Below are 14,862 nucleotides of genomic sequence, written 5' to 3'. Positions count from 1 at the left end.
ATTTTTTAGACAGGACCCTTGGTTTGATGCGATTGCCCTGGGGCATCGGCGGGCTCCCGGAAAGGGTGTGGACGGCGTGATAAAATAGCGAATTCTACGGATTTATACGGCGGTTTTTGCTCCATGGATTCCTTCGCCCGCGAAACCCTGCCCGTGCCGCTCGAAGAGGAGATGCGGCGCTCCTATCTCGACTATGCCATGAGCGTCATCGTTGGCCGGGCGCTGCCCGACGTGCGCGATGGTCTCAAGCCCGTGCATCGGCGGGTGCTCTATGCCATGCATGAGCTGGGCAACGACTGGAACAAGCCCTACAAGAAGTCGGCGCGCATCGTCGGTGACGTGATCGGTAAATACCACCCGCACGGCGATACGGCCGTCTACGACACCATCGTGCGCATGGCGCAGGATTTTTCCCTGCGCTATCCCCTCATCGACGGTCAGGGCAACTTCGGCTCCGTCGACGGCGACAGCCCCGCCGCCATGCGCTACACCGAGATCCGTATGTCGCGCATCGGGCACGAGATGCTGGTCGACATCGACAAGGAGACCGTCGATTTCGGTCCGAACTACGACGGCAGCGAGCGTGAGCCGCTGGTGCTGCCTTCCCGCATTCCCAATCTCCTCATCAACGGTTCGAGCGGCATCGCGGTGGGCATGGCCACCAACATCCCGCCGCACAATCTCGGCGAGGTGGTGCAGGCGTGCCTGGCGTTGCTGGAAAACCCCGAACTTTCCGACGACGATCTGATGCAGTACGTGCCGGCGCCGGATTTTCCGACGGCCGGGCTCATCGTCGGGCTCGAGGGCGTGCGCGAGGGCTACCGCACGGGGCGGGGCCGCGTGGTGATGCGGGCGCGTACCCATTTCGAGGAAATCGGCCGCGGCGACCGGCAGGCGATCATCGTCGACGAGCTGCCGTATCAGGTCAACAAGAAGACGCTGCTCGAGCGCATCGCCGAGCTCGTCAATGAGAAGCGCATCGAGGGTATCAGCGAGATCCGCGACGAATCGGACAAGTCCGGCATGCGCGTGGTCATCGAATTGAAGCGCGGCGAGCATCCCGAGGTGATCCTCAATCAGCTCTTCAAGCACACGCAGATGCAGGACACCTTCGGCATGAACCTGGTGGCGCTCGTCGATGGGCGGCCGCAGACGCTCACGCTCAAGGAGCTCGTCGGCCATTTCCTGGCGCACCGGCGCGAGGTGGTGACGCGGCGCACCGTCTTCGAGCTGCGCAAGGCGCGCGAACGGGGGCACATCCTCGAAGGATTGGCGGTGGCGCTTTCCAACGTCGATGAGATCGTCGCGCTCATCAAGGCCTCGCCCACACCGGCGGCCGCCAAAGAGGCGCTGCTCGCGCGGCGCTGGCATTCACCGGTGGTGGCCGAGCTGGTGGCGCGTGCGGGCGACGACGCGGCGCGGTTCCGCCCGGAAGGGCTGGAGGCCGACGTCGGTTGGTCGAGCGAGGGCTATCGCCTGTCGGAAGCGCAGGCGCAGGCGATCCTGGATCTGCGGCTGCAGCGCCTCACGGGGCTCGAGCAGGACAAGATCGTGCAGGAGTACCGCGAGGTGATCGAGCGCATCGCCGATCTGCTCGACATCCTCGCCAAGCCCGAGCGCGTCTCGGCCATCATCGGCGAGGAGCTGCGTGCGATCGCCGCACAGTACGCCGATCCGCGCCGCAGCGAGCTCGTGCTGGAGGCCGACGAGATCCGTCTGGAAGACCTGGTGGCGCCGCAGGACATGGTGGTGACCCTGTCGCATGCCGGTTATGTCAAACGCCAGCCGCTCGACGACTACCGGGCGCAGCGCCGCGGCGGGCGGGGCAAGCAGGCGGCTTCGGTCAAGGAGGAAGATTTCCTCGAGCAGGTATTCGTGGCTAACACCCACGATTGGCTATTGTGCTTCTCCAGTCGCGGGCGAGTCTACTGGTTGCGCGTCTTCGAACTGCCCGAGGGCGCTCGCGGGGCGCGCGGTAAGCCCATCGTCAACCTCGTGCCCATGGGGCCGGACGAGCGTATCCAGGCAGTGCTGCCGGTGCGCGAATTCGACGATGCGCACTACGTCTTCTTCGCCACCGCTTCGGGCGTGGTGAAGAAGACGGCGCTGTCGGCCTTTGCCAATCCGCGCAAGGCCGGCATCGTGGCGCTGTCGCTCGGGGATGACGACCGCCTGATCGGCGTGGATCTCACCGACGGCAGCTGCGACGTGATGCTCTTTTCCGACGCGGGCAAGGCGGTGCGTTTCGCCGAGGACGACGTGCGTCCCATGGGGCGCGAGGCGCGAGGCGTGCGCGGCATGGCGCTCGAAGACGGCCAGCAGGTGGTGTCGATGCTGGTGGTGCGCGACGAGTCCGGCTCCGTGCTCACGGCCACCGAGGCGGGTTACGGCAAGCGGACGCCGGTGTCCGAATTCACGCGCCACGGGCGTGGCACCAAAGGGATGATCGCCATCCAGACCACGCGCCGCAACGGTCGGCTCGTGGCCGCCTGCCTGGTGCAGACGGGCGACGAGATCATCCTCATCTCGCAGAACGGCGTGCTGATCCGCACTTCGGTCGACGACATCCGCGAGATGGGGCGCTCGACGCAAGGGGTGACCCTGATGGCGCTGGACGAGGGTGACCGCCTGGTAACGGTGGTGAAAGTGGCGCGCACGCCGGTGGTCGGGGACGAAGGCGAAGGGGAATCCGATGCGGGTGTATAACTTCAGCGCCGGACCGGCAATGCTGCCGGAGCCGGTCTTGCGCACGGTACGAGAAGAGCTGCTCGATTGGCACGGAATCGGCTCGAGCATCATCGAAGTGAGCCATCGCGGCAAGCACTTCTCGGAGGTGATCGCGCGGGCGGAGGCCGATCTCAGGAAATTGCTCTCCATTCCCGAGGATTACGCCGTGCTCTTCCTGCAGGGAGGGGCGACGCTGCAGTTCTCCGCCATTCCCATGAACTTGCTCGGCGGTGGTTCGGCCGACTACGTCGTCACCGGCGCCTGGTCGCAGAAAGCCTTCGTGGAGGCGCAGCGCATCGCGCCCGTGCTCGGCGGCCGGGTCCGTCTGGCCGGCTCCACCGAGGAAAGCGGTTTCACCCGGGCACCACGCCCCGAAGAGCTTTCGCTCGATCCCGAGGCGCGCTACGTGCATGTGTGCACCAATGAGACGATCCACGGAGTGGAGTGGCTGGAGCTCGAGGCGCTGCAAGCCTCTGGCGTGCCCCTCGTCGCCGACATGTCCTCGCACCTGCTGTCGCGCCCGATCGACGTGCGCCGCTTCGGCCTCATCTATGCCGGGGCGCAGAAAAACATCGGCCCGGCGGGGCTGACATTGGTCATCGTGCGCCGCGATCTCATGGCCTTGCCCTGGGAGGGCACCCCGCCGGTGCTGCGCCACGACCGCATGGCCGAGAACGGTTCGATGCTCAATACGCCGCCCACTTTTGCCATCTATGTGGCCGGTCTCGTGTTTCAGTGGCTCGAATCGCTCGGCGGCTTGGCGGCGATGGCGCAGCGCAACGAAGCCAAGGCGCGTCTGCTCTACGAGTGCATCGATGCCACGCCCTTTTACCGCAATGCCGTCGAGCCGCGCTGGCGCAGCTGGATGAACGTGCCGTTTCGCCTCGCCGACGAGTCGTTGAACGAGCGTTTTCTGCAGGAGGCCGAGGCCGCCGGGCTCAAATATCTCAAAGGGCACAAGATGGTGGGCGGGATGAGGGCGTCGATCTACAACGCCATGCCGCGCGAGGGTGTGGAGGCGCTCGTCGCTTTCCTGCGCGATTTCGCCGCACGGCACGCCTGAAGAAAGGGGAGGGGGATGGACGAGTCGGAACTCTTGGCGCTGCGTCGGCGCATCGACGCCATCGACGAGGAGATCCTCAAACTGCTCGCGGAGCGCGGGCGCTGTGCGCGGCGCGTGGGCGAGCTCAAACAGGGTGCGCTCTACCGCCCCGAGCGCGAGGCGCAGGTGTTGCGCCGCATCGCCTCGCTCAACCCGGGGCCGCTGCCCGAGAGCGCGGTGCGCACGATCTTTCGCGAAATCATGTCGGCCTGCCTCGCGCTCGAGCAGCCGCTCAAGGTCGCCTATCTCGGTCCGGCCGGGACTTTCTCCGAGGCGGCGGCACGCAAGCATTTCGGCAGCGCGCCGCAGTTCCTGCCGCTCGCCTCGATCGACGAGGTCTTCCGTGAGACCGAGGCGGGCAACATCGACTACGGGGTGGTGCCCATCGAGAACTCGGTGGAGGGCATGGTCGGCGTCACGCACGATCTGCTCCTGCTGCATCCGCTGCAGATCTGCGGCGAGGTGATGTTGCGCATCCATCAGCACCTCATGTCGCTCGCTCCGAGCCTCGCGGCGGTCAAGCGCGTCTATTCCCACGCCCAGTCACTCGCACAGTGCCACGAATGGCTCGCGCGACACTTGCCCGATGTCCCCTACGTGCCGGTGGCGAGCAATGCCGAAGCGGCGCGGCTCGCCGCCCAGGATCCGGACGCGGCGGCCATCGCCGGCGAGGCTGCGGCCGAGCGCTACGGGCTCACGGTGCTCGCGGCCAACATCGAGGACGACCCGAACAACACCACGCGCTTCCTCGTCATCGCCAAGCACGATGCTGCCGGCCCTTCGGGGCGGGACAAAACCTCGCTCGTGTGCTCCACGCCGAACAAGCCTGGTGCCATGCACCGCCTGCTCGAGCCTTTGGCGCAGTATGGCGTGAGTATGACCAAGCTGCAATCACGCCCCGCCAAGAGCGGTTTGTGGGAGTACGTCTTCTACATCGACCTGGAGGGACATCGGCTCGACGAGCCGGTTCGCCAGGCGCTCGCGGCGCTCGAGGAACGCGCGACCTTCCTCAAGCTGCTCGGTTCCTATCCGGCCGCGGCGTGGTGACTGTGGGTAACGATGCGAGGAGGAGAAGAGATGCGCGTCATCGATCACGTTCCGGCGGCGATCCGCTCGCTCGCCCCTTATCAACCGGGTAAGCCCATCGAGGAACTCGCCCGCGAGCGCGGTCTGCGGGAGACCGACATCGTCAAGCTCGCTTCGAACGAGAATCCGCTCGGCATGAGTCCGAAAGCGCGGGCCACCTTGGATGCGACGGCGGCCGAAGGAGCCCGTTATCCCGACGGCAATGGTTTCGTGCTCAAGGAGGCGATCGCGCGCAAGTTCGGCGTCGCGCCCAAACGTCTGGTGCTCGGCAACGGTTCGAACGACGTGCTGGAGCTGGCCGCGCGCATCGTACTGCAGCCGGGCGCCGAGGCGGTGTATTCCCAATACGCCTTCGCGGTCTATCCGCTGGTGACGCAGGCGCTGGGCGCCCGGCCGGTCGAGGTGCCCGCCAAGGACTACGGGCACGACCTCGAGGCGATGCTCGGGGCGATCACGCCGCGCACGCGCATCGTCTTCCTTGCCAATCCGAACAATCCCACCGGCACCTTCGTGCCCGGCGAGGCGCTGGAATCCTTCCTTGCGCGGGTGCCCGAGGACGTGCTGGTGGTGCTCGACGAAGCCTACGGCGAATACCTCGATCCCACCGAACGCTACGAATCCCTCGCGTGGGTCGATCGCTTTCCCAACCTGCTCGTGTGCCGGACGTTTTCCAAAATCTATGGGCTCGCCTCGCTGCGTGTGGGCTACGGCGTGGCGCGCCCCGAACTCGTCGATGTGATCAACCGCATCCGGCAGCCTTTCAACGTCAACGCCTTCGCGCTCGCGGCGGCGGCGGCCGCCCTTGAGGATGAGGCGTTCGTCGCGCGCAGCGCCGAGCTCAACCGCCAGGGGCTGCTGCAGCTCTACGAAGGATTCGCGCGGCTGGGTCTGCGTTGGGTGCCTTCGCGCGGCAATTTCGTGATGGTGCACGTGGGCGACGCGGGTGCGGTGAACGAGGCGCTGCTCGATCGCGGCGTGATCGTGCGTCCGATCGCCGGCTATGGCCTGCCCGAATGGCTGCGCGTCACCGTGGGTCTGCCCGAAGAGAATGCCCGCTTCCTCGAAGCGCTCGCCGACATCCTTTGCATCTGAAAGGGGGCTTTCATGAAGACGAAACCGGTGGGACGGCTGGTCGTGTGCGGTGTCGGGCTCATCGGCGGTTCCTTCGCCCTGGCGCTCAAGGCGGCCGGCATGGTGCGCGAAGTGGTGGGCATCGGTCGTTCGCGGGTTTCACTCGAACGGGCGCTCGCCTTGGGCGTGATCGATCGAATCGCCGCAGACTGGGGCGATGCGCTCGCCGGGGCAGAAGTCGTGCTGCTCGCCATGCCGGTGGGTCAGACGGAAGCGGTGGTCAAAGCCATGGCGCCACATCTGGCGCCGGGCACCCTCGTCACCGATGCGGGCAGTACCAAGCGCAACGTGATCGAAGCTTTTTACCTGCACTTGGAGCCACACCTGGCGCATACCGTACCGGGGCATCCCATCGCCGGTGCGGAGAAGAGCGGCTGCGAGGCGGCCGATGCGACGCTCTTCCGCGACCGTAAAGTGGTGCTCACGCCGCTGCCGGAGAACGAGCCTGGCAGCGTGCTGCGGGTGGCGCAGCTCTGGCAGGCCTGTGGTGCGCTCATTCGCGAGATGTCACCGCAGGAGCACGACCGGGTCTTCGCCGCCGTGAGTCATCTGCCGCACGTGCTCGCCTATGCGCTGGTGCACGACCTCGCCGAGCGTGCGAATGCCGAGCAACTCTTCGAGTATGCCGCCGGGGGGTTTCGCGATTTCACCCGCATCGCCGCGAGCCACCCAGAGATGTGGCGCGACATCTGCCTCGTCAATCGCCAGGCGATCCTGGCCGAGCTCGACCAGTATCTCTCCGAACTCGCCTTCATCCGCGCGCTCTTGCTCTCGGCCAACGGCCCGGGTCTGGAGGATGTCTTCGCCAAGGCGCGCGCAGCCCGCATGGCTTGGGGCGAACGCTACGTCAACGGAGGAGGGTCGGACGAATGAGCGGGTTTCTCGATCTGCCGCCCCTACTGCACGCCCGGGGCGGAGTTCGGCTGCCGGGCAGCAAGAGCATCTCCAACCGCGTGCTGCTGCTCGCGGCGCTCGCCGAGGGCGACACCTCCATCCGTGATCTGCTGCACTCCGACGACGTCGCGCGCATGCTCGAGGCGCTCGAGGCGCTGGGCGTGCGCTGGGAGCGCACTGGCGAGCAGGACTACGTGGTGCATGGCACGGGGGGCGCTCCCTTCCCGGTGCGCGAGGCCGAGCTCTTTCTGGGCAATGCGGGTACGGCGTTCCGGCCGCTCACCGCCGTGCTCGCGTTGATGGGCGGGGAATACCGCTTGCGCGGGGTGCCGCGCATGCACGAGCGGCCCATCGGTGATCTGGTCGAATCCTTGCGTCAGCTGGGGGCGCGTATCGAGTACCTGGAAAACGACGGCTATCCGCCGCTCGCGATCCATTCGCCCGTACCCACTTCCGTCGAGACCGTCCGTATCCGGGGCGACGTCTCCAGTCAGTTCCTCTCGGCGCTGCTCATGGCGCTGCCCCTGCTCGGCCGGCCGATCACCGTCGAGGTCGTGGGGGAGCTCATTTCCCGCCCCTACGTGGCCCTCACGCTCGCGCTGATGGCGCGCTTCGGGGTGGAGCTCGCCGAACGCGACGGGAGGTTCCACTACGATGGCCGGGCGCGCTACCGCTCGCCGGGGGAAGTCTACGTCGAAGGGGATGCTTCTTCGGCGTCTTACTTCCTCGCCGCCGGAGCCTTGGGGGGAGGACCGGTGCGCGTCGAGGGCGTGGGTCGGGCGAGCCTGCAGGGCGACGTGCGCTTCGCCGAGGCCCTGGAGGCGCTCGGCGCCCGCATCAGTATGGGAGAGAACTGGATCGAGGCCTGCGTCCCTGCAAACGGCCGACTGCGGGCGTTCGATCTCGATCTCAACCACATTCCGGACGCGGCCATGACGCTGGCGGTCGTGGCGCTGTTCTGCGAGGGGCCGTCGCGCCTGCGCCGCATCGGCAGCTGGCGGGTGAAAGAGACCGATCGCATCGCCGCCATGGCCACCGAGTTGCGCAAGCTCGGTGCCTCGGTCGAAGAGGGGCCGGATTTTCTCGTCATCACCCCGCCCGAGCGGCTACGGCCGGCGGCGATCGCCACCTACGACGATCATCGCATGGCGATGTGTTTTTCGCTCGCCGCTTTCGGCGACATCTACGTACGCATCCTCGATCCCGAGTGTGTCAACAAGACTTTCCCTCAGTATTGGCAGGCATACCGCTCGGTCGTGCGGCCGGTGCCCGTGGTGGCGATCGACGGTCCGACGGCAAGCGGCAAGGGCACCGTGGCGGCGCGCCTGGCCGAACGGCTCGGCTGGCACTATCTCGACAGCGGCGCCCTCTACCGACTGGTGGCGCTGGCGGCGCTGCGCCGCGGGGTGCCCGTCGAGGAGGTTGCGATGCTCGCGCGGCTCGCGCGCGAACTGGAGGTGCGCTTCGCCGGCGATCGCATCTTTCTTGCCGATGAGGACGTGACCGAGGCCATCCGGACGGAAGAGGTCTCCGCTGCCGCTTCGCGCATCGCCGTACACGGCGCAGTGCGCGAGGCGCTGCTCGAGCGTCAGCGGGCCTTCCGCCGCCGCCCGGGGCTAGTAGCCGAGGGGCGCGACATGGGCTCGGTCGTCTTTCCCGATGCCGAGCTCAAGGTCTTTCTCACCGCTTCCGTCGAGGTGCGCGCCGAGCGACGCTTCAAGCAGTTGATCGACAAGGGAATGTCTGCTAACATTGAAAGATTGCGCGAAGAGCTCGAGGCACGCGACCTGCGCGACCGGGAACGTGCCATCGCTCCTTTGCAGCAATGCCCCGACGCTCTGCGGCTCGATACGTCCCTCATGGGCGTGGAAGAGGCCGTGGAGGTCATTTTCGATTGGGTCCGGACACGTGGGCTCGCGTGATCCGGGAATGTTTATTCATACTTTTTGTCTTGCGTTTTTCCTGAGGGAGAAACGTCTTTGGAAACCGAACCGATGAACTCAACCGCCGTAGCCACTCAACCCACCGAAACCCAAGAAAGCTTCGCCGATCTCTTCGAGCAGAGTCTCGTGCTTCAGGAAATGACGCCGGGGCAGGTGATCACCGCCGAGGTCGTCGGCATCGACGACAACTTCGTGATCGTCAATGCCGGCCTGAAATCCGAGAGTTACATCCCCAAAGAAGAATTCATGAACGACCGCGGCGAGCTCGAAGTCAAGGTCGGCGACTTCGTGCACGTGGCGATCGAGGCCCTCGAAGACGGCTACGGCGAAACGCGTCTGTCGCGCGAGAAAGCCAAGCGCCTGGAGGCGTGGAACGAACTCGAACAGGCCTTCGAAGAAGGCCGTATCGTCAAGGGCGTGGTCACCGGCCGCGTCAAGGGCGGCCTCACGGTCATGCTCAACGGGCTGCGCGCCTTCCTGCCCGGCTCCCTGGTCGACATTCGTCCGATGAAGGACACCACCCCGATCGAGGGCAAAGAGCTCGAGTTCAAGGTCATCAAGATCGATCGTAAGCGCAACAACATCGTCGTGTCGCGCCGCGCCGTGCTCGAAGAGACCATGGGCGAGGATCGCGAAAAACTCCTCGAGTCCCTGCAAGAGGGCTCCATCGTCAAGGGCGTGGTCAAGAACATCACTGATTACGGTGCTTTCGTCGACCTGGGCGGCATCGACGGGCTGCTGCACATCACCGATCTCGCTTGGCGGCGTGTGCGTCATCCTTCCGAAGTCGTCAATGTGGGCGACGAGGTCGAGGCCAAAGTACTCAAGTTCGACCGCGAGAAGATGCGTGTCTCCCTGGGTCTCAAGCAACTCGGCGAGGATCCCTGGGTTGGCATTTCCCGCCGCTATCCGGCCGGCACGCGCCTGTTCGGCAAGGTCACCAACCTCACCGATTACGGCGCCTTCGTCGAGATCGAGCCGGGCATCGAGGGTCTGGTGCACGTCTCCGAGATGGACTGGACCAACAAGAACATCCATCCGAGCAAGGTCGTGCAGGTCGGCGACGAAGTCGAAGTGATGATTCTCGAGATCGACGAAGATCGTCGTCGTATTTCGCTCGGCATGAAACAGTGCCAGCCCAACCCCTGGGAAGAGTTTGCTCAGAACCATAAGAAAGGCGACAAGGTTCGCGGCCAGATCAAGTCGATCACCGACTTCGGCGTCTTCATCGGCCTGGATGGCGGCATCGATGGCCTGGTGCACCTCTCCGACCTCTCTTGGACCGAGCCGGGCGAGACGGCCGTGCGCCGCTACAAGAAAGGCGATGAAGTGGAGGCCGTCGTGCTCGCCGTCGACGTCGAGCGCGAGCGCATTTCGCTCGGTATCAAGCAGCTCGAGGGCGACCCGTTCACCAACTACATCGCCACGCACGAGAAGGGCTCCGTGGTCACCGGGACCGTCAAGTCGGTCGAGCCGAAAGGGGCCGTGATTCAGCTCGACGACGAGGTCGAAGGCTATCTGCGCGCCTCCGAAGCGGCGGCGCACCGCGTCGACGATCTCACCCAGCTCCTGCACGAAGGGCAGCAGGTGGAAGTGGCCATCGTCAACGTCGATCGCAAGAACCGCAGCATCAACCTGTCGATCCGAGCGAAGGAGCAGGCCGAGCAGGCCGAGGCGCTCAATCGGCTGGCGGGTGAAGGTGCCTCCGCCAGTGGCACGACTAGCCTCGGTGCGTTGCTCAAAGCCAAACTCAACGAACAGAAACAGTCGTGAGTGACCTGCGGCCATGACCCGTTCCGAACTGATCGAACGGCTGGCCGCGCGCTTTTCGCAGCTGCCGCCGAAAGACGTAGAAATCGCGGTCAAGATGATCTTGCAGGCAATGAGCGAGACGCTCGTTGCCAACGGGCGCATCGAAATCCGTGGTTTTGGTAGCTTTACGCTCACGTACCGTCCTCCGCGTATGGGGCGCAATCCGAAAACCGGTTTGCCCGTGCCGGTTGCTGGGAAGTACGTTCCGCATTTCAAGGCGGGCAAAGAGCTGCGCGAGCGCGTGGATCGGCACAAGGAGCCAGAGCCGGCGGCAGTGTGTTGAGGGTGTCTGCGAATTACCTGCCGCGTGGCCCCCATGGCGGCGGTTTCTGGTACTCGGGTGCTCGTCATTCATTCGATATGCCGTGCATTCTGATCTCTGGTCGCATCGTCCTTCAGTCGCTCGCGGCGGCTTTTGAAGCCCCTGCGAGCGCTTGGCGCTCGTCCCGATGGAAGCGGCCCTCGCGGGCCGCTTCTTTTTTTTCGTTTGGCTTGGGATAATCGTACGGTGCGGAACGCAGAGTTCCGCCAACCCATGGGGAAAAGAGATGCGGATCTTTGTCTGGGTGCTCCGGCTCGTCATCTTTGCCGTGCTCGTCGCCTTTGCCGCACAAAATCATGTGCCGGTGACGCTGAAGTGGTTTGGTCAAGAATGGCAGGCCCCGCTCGCCGTCGTCCTGCTCGCGACGGCCCTGGTGGGGATCCTGCTCGGTCTGAGCTTCACGGTCGGCACCCTCGTGCGCCAGAGATGGACGCTGTCGCGTCTGCGTCGCCGGCTCGAAGCGACGGAGCGCGTGAGCGAATCCTCTGATCGTACCCTTCCCCCCGTATGAGCGAGCTCCAATTCTGGTGGTTGCTGCTCTTGCCCCTTTTCTTCGGCTTGGGGTGGGTGGCTGCGCGTATCGACATGCGCCAAGTCGTGCGTGCCTCGAGTCGCCTGCCGCGCATCTACCTCACCGGTCTCAATCATCTCCTGCACGACGAACTCGACCAGGCGATCGAGGCCTTTCTCTCGGCGGCGAGGGAGAATCCGGCCACGCTGGAGTTACAGTTGGCGCTGGCGGTGCTCTTTCGCCGACGGGGAGAGTTCGATCGGGCGATTCGCATTCACCAGGAATTGCTCGCACGCGAGGACCTGCCGGAAGATCGTCGCGGCGAGATTCTCGCCGAACTGGCGCTCGATTATCACAAGGCTGGTTTCTTCGACCGTGCCGAAGAGCTCTACGCGGCACTTCAACAGACCGCACGCAAGCATTGGGCACTTGCCCAGCTGCTCGAGATTTATCAGGTCGAAAAGGATTGGCGCAAATGCATCGAGGTGGTAGAGCGTCTGGTGCGGGACGATAGTCCCGCCTGGCGAGTCCGACTCATCCATTACCACTGCGAACTCGCGGCGCTCGCGCTCACGGCCGAGCGCTGGGAAGAGGCCGCCAGACACATCGAGCAGGCACGCGCGCTCGATCGGCACGCCGTTCGCCCAATCCTGCTCGAAGGGGAACGGCATTTCCTACAGGGGCGGTTCGAGGCGGCATTCGAAGAATGGCTCACGCTCGAGCGCATCGCCATAGAGCATTTGCCGCTGGCGGCCGACCGGCTCATGGCGGTGGCCGAGCGCTGCGCCTGGCAGGCGAAACTCTTGCATCGTATGCATCAATGGCTGCACCGGCATCCCCAGCTCGATTTGGTCGACCATTACGTGGAGTTCGAGTCACGTCATGGGGATGTGGCGCGCGCCCTGCGTCTGCTGCAATGGATGTTACGCCAGCAGCCCAGCCTCATCGTGCTCGACGAATACTTGCTCTTGGTGGCGCGGCAGGTCGAACCCGCCTGGGTCGCCGACGTCGAACACGTGCGCGAAGTGGTGCACGGTTACGTACAACGACTGGCGCGCTACCGATGCGCCCAATGTGGTTTCAAGGCGCGGCGGCATCTGTGGCGCTGTCCTGCCTGTGGCCAATGGGAAACGTTCGGCCCGGCGCGCGTCATCGAGATCGACGCGATCGCCGGTCATTGAGAGGAAGGTACGATGTTCGAGACGATAGAATCCTGGGTAGGGAAGACCCCGCTCGTGCGCTTGCAGCGTTTGGGAGCAGGGCGGAACAACGTCCTGCTCGCCAAGCTCGAGGGCAACAATCCCGCCGGTTCGGTGAAGGATCGCCCGGCACTGGCCATGATCCGCGGCGCCGAAGCCCGTGGCCAGATCAAGCCGGGCGATACGCTCATCGAGGCCACCAGCGGCAACACGGGCATCGCGCTCGCGATGGTGGCGGCGATCCGGGGCTATCGCCTGATCCTGGTGATGCCAGAAAACCAGAGCGTCGAGCGGCGCCAGATCATGAAAGCCTATGGGGCCGAACTCGTACTCACGCCCAAGAGTGGTGGGATGGAACTCGCCCGCGACGTCGCCGAACAGATGCAGCGTGAGGGCAAGGGAGTCATTCTCGACCAATTTTCCAATCCCGACAATCCCCGGGCGCACTATGAGAATACTGGCCCCGAGCTGTGGGAACAAACGGCAGGGCGTATCACCCATTTCGTCTCCAGCATGGGCACGACGGGCACCCTCATGGGCGTGGCGCGCTACCTCAAGGAAAGGAATCCTGCCATCGTCACCGTCGGCTGCCAGCCGGAAGAAGGGTCGCAGATTCCGGGTATTCGTAAGTGGCCGCCGGAATACCTGCCGCGGATCTATCGTCCGGAACTCGTCGATCGCATTGAGCCGATCTCCCAGGCCGAGGCTGAGGAAATGGCGCGGCGGCTGGCGCGCGAGGAAGGGATCTTCGCTGGCATCTCCTCGGGCGGGGCGCTGGCTGCGGCTCTACGTGTGGCCGCCGAGGTGCGCGATGCCGTCATCGTCTTCGTCGTGTGCGATCGCGGTGATCGTTATCTTTCCACCGGCGTTTTTCCTGCCTGACGATGAGCACGCCGACTCTGGCCTTCGATCTCGAGACGATTCCCGACGTGGCCGCGCTGCGGCTGCTCCACGAACTTCCGGAATCCCTACCGGACGACGAAGTGGTGGAATACGCCGCCCAGCGCCAGCGCGCCCGCAACGGCAGCGACTTTCTGCCGCATCACCTGCAGCGCATCGTGACGCTCGCCGGCGTGTGGGACAATGGGCGCGAGGTGAAGGTGTTTTCGCTGGCCGCGCCGGAGCTCGAAGAAGCCGAGATCCTGAGGCAGTTCTTCGTCGCCATCGACAAGAAGCGTCCCCAGCTCGTCACCTGGAACGGCGGCGGGTTCGACTTGCCGGTACTGCACTACCGCAGCCTATTGCACGGTGTGCAGGCGAGTACCTACTGGGAAGTCGGCGAGCGGGAGGCGGAATACCGCTACAACAACTACCTCGGGCGTTTTCACTGGCGCCATCTCGACCTGATGGACGTGCTCGCCGGCTATCAGACGCGTGCCGCCGCGCCGCTCGATCAGATCGCGCGGCTGCTCGGTTTTCCCGGCAAGCTCGGCATGGACGGCGGACAGGTGTGGAGCGCTTGGTGTCGGGGCGAGGCTGCGGCGATTCGTGCCTATTGCGAGACCGATGCGGTCAATACCCATCTGGTTTTCCTGCGCTTCCAGTGGTTGCGCGGTAAGCTCGGCGCGGTAGGGCTGAAGTCCGCACTCGAGCGGGTGCGCGAACATCTCGAAAAACTTTCCGGTGCACACTGGCGCGAATTCCTTGCGCAGTGGTCACCGGCCACCGATTGAACGTTTGGGTACCCGACGAACCGTCGCGAGCGGCTAAAAGATCTGGTGGGGGCGTACAGGATGCGCGACCCATGCCGAAGATGGGCGAGCATGCAAGAGCCGTGCAACCCTGCCGTGCGGTGATTCGCGCACTCGATGGGCGCTTCGCGCACACTGCTCTGGCGCTCATCGGGTACATCCCCGGCCATTTCATGAAAAACAATATGATTCGCGCTGCACGCGTGGTCGGGTTTGAGGGGTTTATTCGTTTGCTACACAAGAAACTTGTTTTTTGTGCTCAGAGCATCTATAATGCGAATCCACCTGCTGCGGCATACTGCACCGTGTGTACCGTGGCTTGGTAGGAAGGAAGTTGAGGAAGTGCGTTCGGATTGTTGACACGGGTCGTGAAGTAAGGAATAATGCTGGTTCTGCCGCGCTGCTGAGGTGGTGTGGGGTTGGAAGAAGTTCTTTAAGAATTTG

General features: G+C 64.7%; 13 protein-coding genes. All 13 read left to right on the top strand.

Annotation, left to right across the window (positions count from 1 at the left end; all coding sequences use genetic code 11):
• Window positions 1-123: 123 nt before the first annotated feature.
• The 13 genes from gyrA (at window position 124) to GV368_RS10280 (ending at window position 14,744) form a co-directional block, all read left to right on the top strand.
• Complete coding sequence (gene gyrA, locus GV368_RS10340) at window positions 124-2,706, top strand: DNA gyrase subunit A (RefSeq protein WP_169116461.1); 2,583 nt, start codon at window positions 124-126, stop codon at window positions 2,704-2,706.
• A complete protein-coding gene (gene serC, locus GV368_RS10335; RefSeq protein WP_169116460.1) occupies window positions 2,693-3,790 on the top strand; it encodes a 3-phosphoserine/phosphohydroxythreonine transaminase in 1,098 nt (365 codons plus the stop codon). The genes gyrA and serC overlap by 14 nt, the downstream gene beginning before the upstream one ends.
• A gap of 15 nt (window positions 3,791-3,805) precedes the next feature.
• The gene (pheA, locus tag GV368_RS10330) at window positions 3,806-4,876 is read left to right on the top strand and encodes a prephenate dehydratase (protein ID WP_169116459.1); all 1,071 of its coding nucleotides are present in this window, start codon (window positions 3,806-3,808) and stop codon (window positions 4,874-4,876) included.
• Window positions 4,877-4,906: 30 nt separating this feature from the next.
• Entirely contained in the window at window positions 4,907-6,007 is a 1,101-nt protein-coding gene (gene hisC / locus GV368_RS10325; protein ID WP_169116458.1) for a histidinol-phosphate transaminase, read from the top strand.
• Between the two features lie 12 nt (window positions 6,008-6,019).
• Window positions 6,020-6,919 carry a prephenate dehydrogenase gene (locus GV368_RS10320; protein WP_169116457.1) on the top strand — a complete coding sequence of 300 codons (900 nt, stop codon included), beginning with the start codon at window positions 6,020-6,022 and terminating at the stop codon, window positions 6,917-6,919.
• Window positions 6,916-8,862 (top strand): bifunctional 3-phosphoshikimate 1-carboxyvinyltransferase/cytidylate kinase, encoded by a 1,947-nt coding sequence (locus GV368_RS10315; RefSeq protein WP_169116456.1) that lies wholly within the window; start codon window positions 6,916-6,918, stop codon window positions 8,860-8,862. The genes GV368_RS10320 and GV368_RS10315 overlap by 4 nt, the downstream gene beginning before the upstream one ends.
• A gap of 72 nt (window positions 8,863-8,934) precedes the next feature.
• On the top strand, window positions 8,935-10,656 hold the full coding sequence (gene rpsA, locus GV368_RS10310; protein WP_169116455.1) for a 30S ribosomal protein S1: 1,722 nt from the start codon (window positions 8,935-8,937) through the stop codon (window positions 10,654-10,656).
• A 13-nt stretch (window positions 10,657-10,669) separates the two neighbouring features.
• Window positions 10,670-10,978 (top strand): integration host factor subunit beta, encoded by a 309-nt coding sequence (locus GV368_RS10305; protein WP_169116454.1) that lies wholly within the window; start codon window positions 10,670-10,672, stop codon window positions 10,976-10,978.
• 265 nt (window positions 10,979-11,243) lie between these two features.
• Window positions 11,244-11,528, top strand: coding sequence for a LapA family protein (locus tag GV368_RS10300; RefSeq protein ID WP_142805172.1), 285 nt, complete (start codon window positions 11,244-11,246; stop codon window positions 11,526-11,528).
• Window positions 11,525-12,709 (top strand): tetratricopeptide repeat protein, encoded by a 1,185-nt coding sequence (locus tag GV368_RS10295; RefSeq protein ID WP_169116453.1) that lies wholly within the window; start codon window positions 11,525-11,527, stop codon window positions 12,707-12,709. The genes GV368_RS10300 and GV368_RS10295 overlap by 4 nt, the downstream gene beginning before the upstream one ends.
• Before the next feature lie 12 nt (window positions 12,710-12,721).
• Entirely contained in the window at window positions 12,722-13,609 is an 888-nt protein-coding gene (cysM, locus tag GV368_RS10290) for a cysteine synthase CysM (protein ID WP_142805174.1), read from the top strand.
• A 2-nt stretch (window positions 13,610-13,611) separates the two neighbouring features.
• Window positions 13,612-14,400, top strand: coding sequence for a 3'-5' exonuclease (locus tag GV368_RS10285; protein ID WP_169116452.1), 789 nt, complete (start codon window positions 13,612-13,614; stop codon window positions 14,398-14,400).
• A gap of 71 nt (window positions 14,401-14,471) precedes the next feature.
• Window positions 14,472-14,744 carry a hypothetical protein gene (locus GV368_RS10280; RefSeq protein ID WP_169116451.1) on the top strand — a complete coding sequence of 91 codons (273 nt, stop codon included), beginning with the start codon at window positions 14,472-14,474 and terminating at the stop codon, window positions 14,742-14,744.
• Window positions 14,745-14,862 lie beyond the last annotated feature (118 nt).

Origin of the sequence: Tepidiphilus baoligensis, assembly GCF_012911495.1 — a bacterium.
Classification (GTDB): Bacteria; Pseudomonadota; Gammaproteobacteria; order Burkholderiales; family Rhodocyclaceae; genus Tepidiphilus; species Tepidiphilus olei.
The sequence above is the reverse complement of the archived record's forward strand: the minus strand, read 5'-3'. Positions and strand labels throughout refer to the sequence as shown.

What these genes read in the sequence shown, in the direction of transcription:
- GV368_RS10285 (WP_169116452.1), top strand. Translation starts at nt 13,612, where the DNA reads ATGAGCACGCCGACTCTGGCCTTCGATCTCGAGACGATTCCCGACGTG.
- serC (WP_169116460.1), top strand. Translation starts at nt 2,693, where the DNA reads ATGCGGGTGTATAACTTCAGCGCCGGACCGGCAATGCTGCCGGAGCCG.
- GV368_RS10320 (WP_169116457.1), top strand. Translation starts at nt 6,020, where the DNA reads ATGAAGACGAAACCGGTGGGACGGCTGGTCGTGTGCGGTGTCGGGCTC.
- GV368_RS10315 (WP_169116456.1), top strand. Translation starts at nt 6,916, where the DNA reads ATGAGCGGGTTTCTCGATCTGCCGCCCCTACTGCACGCCCGGGGCGGA.
- rpsA (WP_169116455.1), top strand. Translation starts at nt 8,935, where the DNA reads ATGAACTCAACCGCCGTAGCCACTCAACCCACCGAAACCCAAGAAAGC.
- GV368_RS10300 (WP_142805172.1), top strand. Translation starts at nt 11,244, where the DNA reads ATGCGGATCTTTGTCTGGGTGCTCCGGCTCGTCATCTTTGCCGTGCTC.
- GV368_RS10280 (WP_169116451.1), top strand. Translation starts at nt 14,472, where the DNA reads ATGCCGAAGATGGGCGAGCATGCAAGAGCCGTGCAACCCTGCCGTGCG.
- GV368_RS10295 (WP_169116453.1), top strand. Translation starts at nt 11,525, where the DNA reads ATGAGCGAGCTCCAATTCTGGTGGTTGCTGCTCTTGCCCCTTTTCTTC.
- hisC (WP_169116458.1), top strand. Translation starts at nt 4,907, where the DNA reads ATGCGCGTCATCGATCACGTTCCGGCGGCGATCCGCTCGCTCGCCCCT.
- GV368_RS10305 (WP_169116454.1), top strand. Translation starts at nt 10,670, where the DNA reads ATGACCCGTTCCGAACTGATCGAACGGCTGGCCGCGCGCTTTTCGCAG.
- gyrA (WP_169116461.1), top strand. Translation starts at nt 124, where the DNA reads ATGGATTCCTTCGCCCGCGAAACCCTGCCCGTGCCGCTCGAAGAGGAG.
- pheA (WP_169116459.1), top strand. Translation starts at nt 3,806, where the DNA reads ATGGACGAGTCGGAACTCTTGGCGCTGCGTCGGCGCATCGACGCCATC.
- cysM (WP_142805174.1), top strand. Translation starts at nt 12,722, where the DNA reads ATGTTCGAGACGATAGAATCCTGGGTAGGGAAGACCCCGCTCGTGCGC.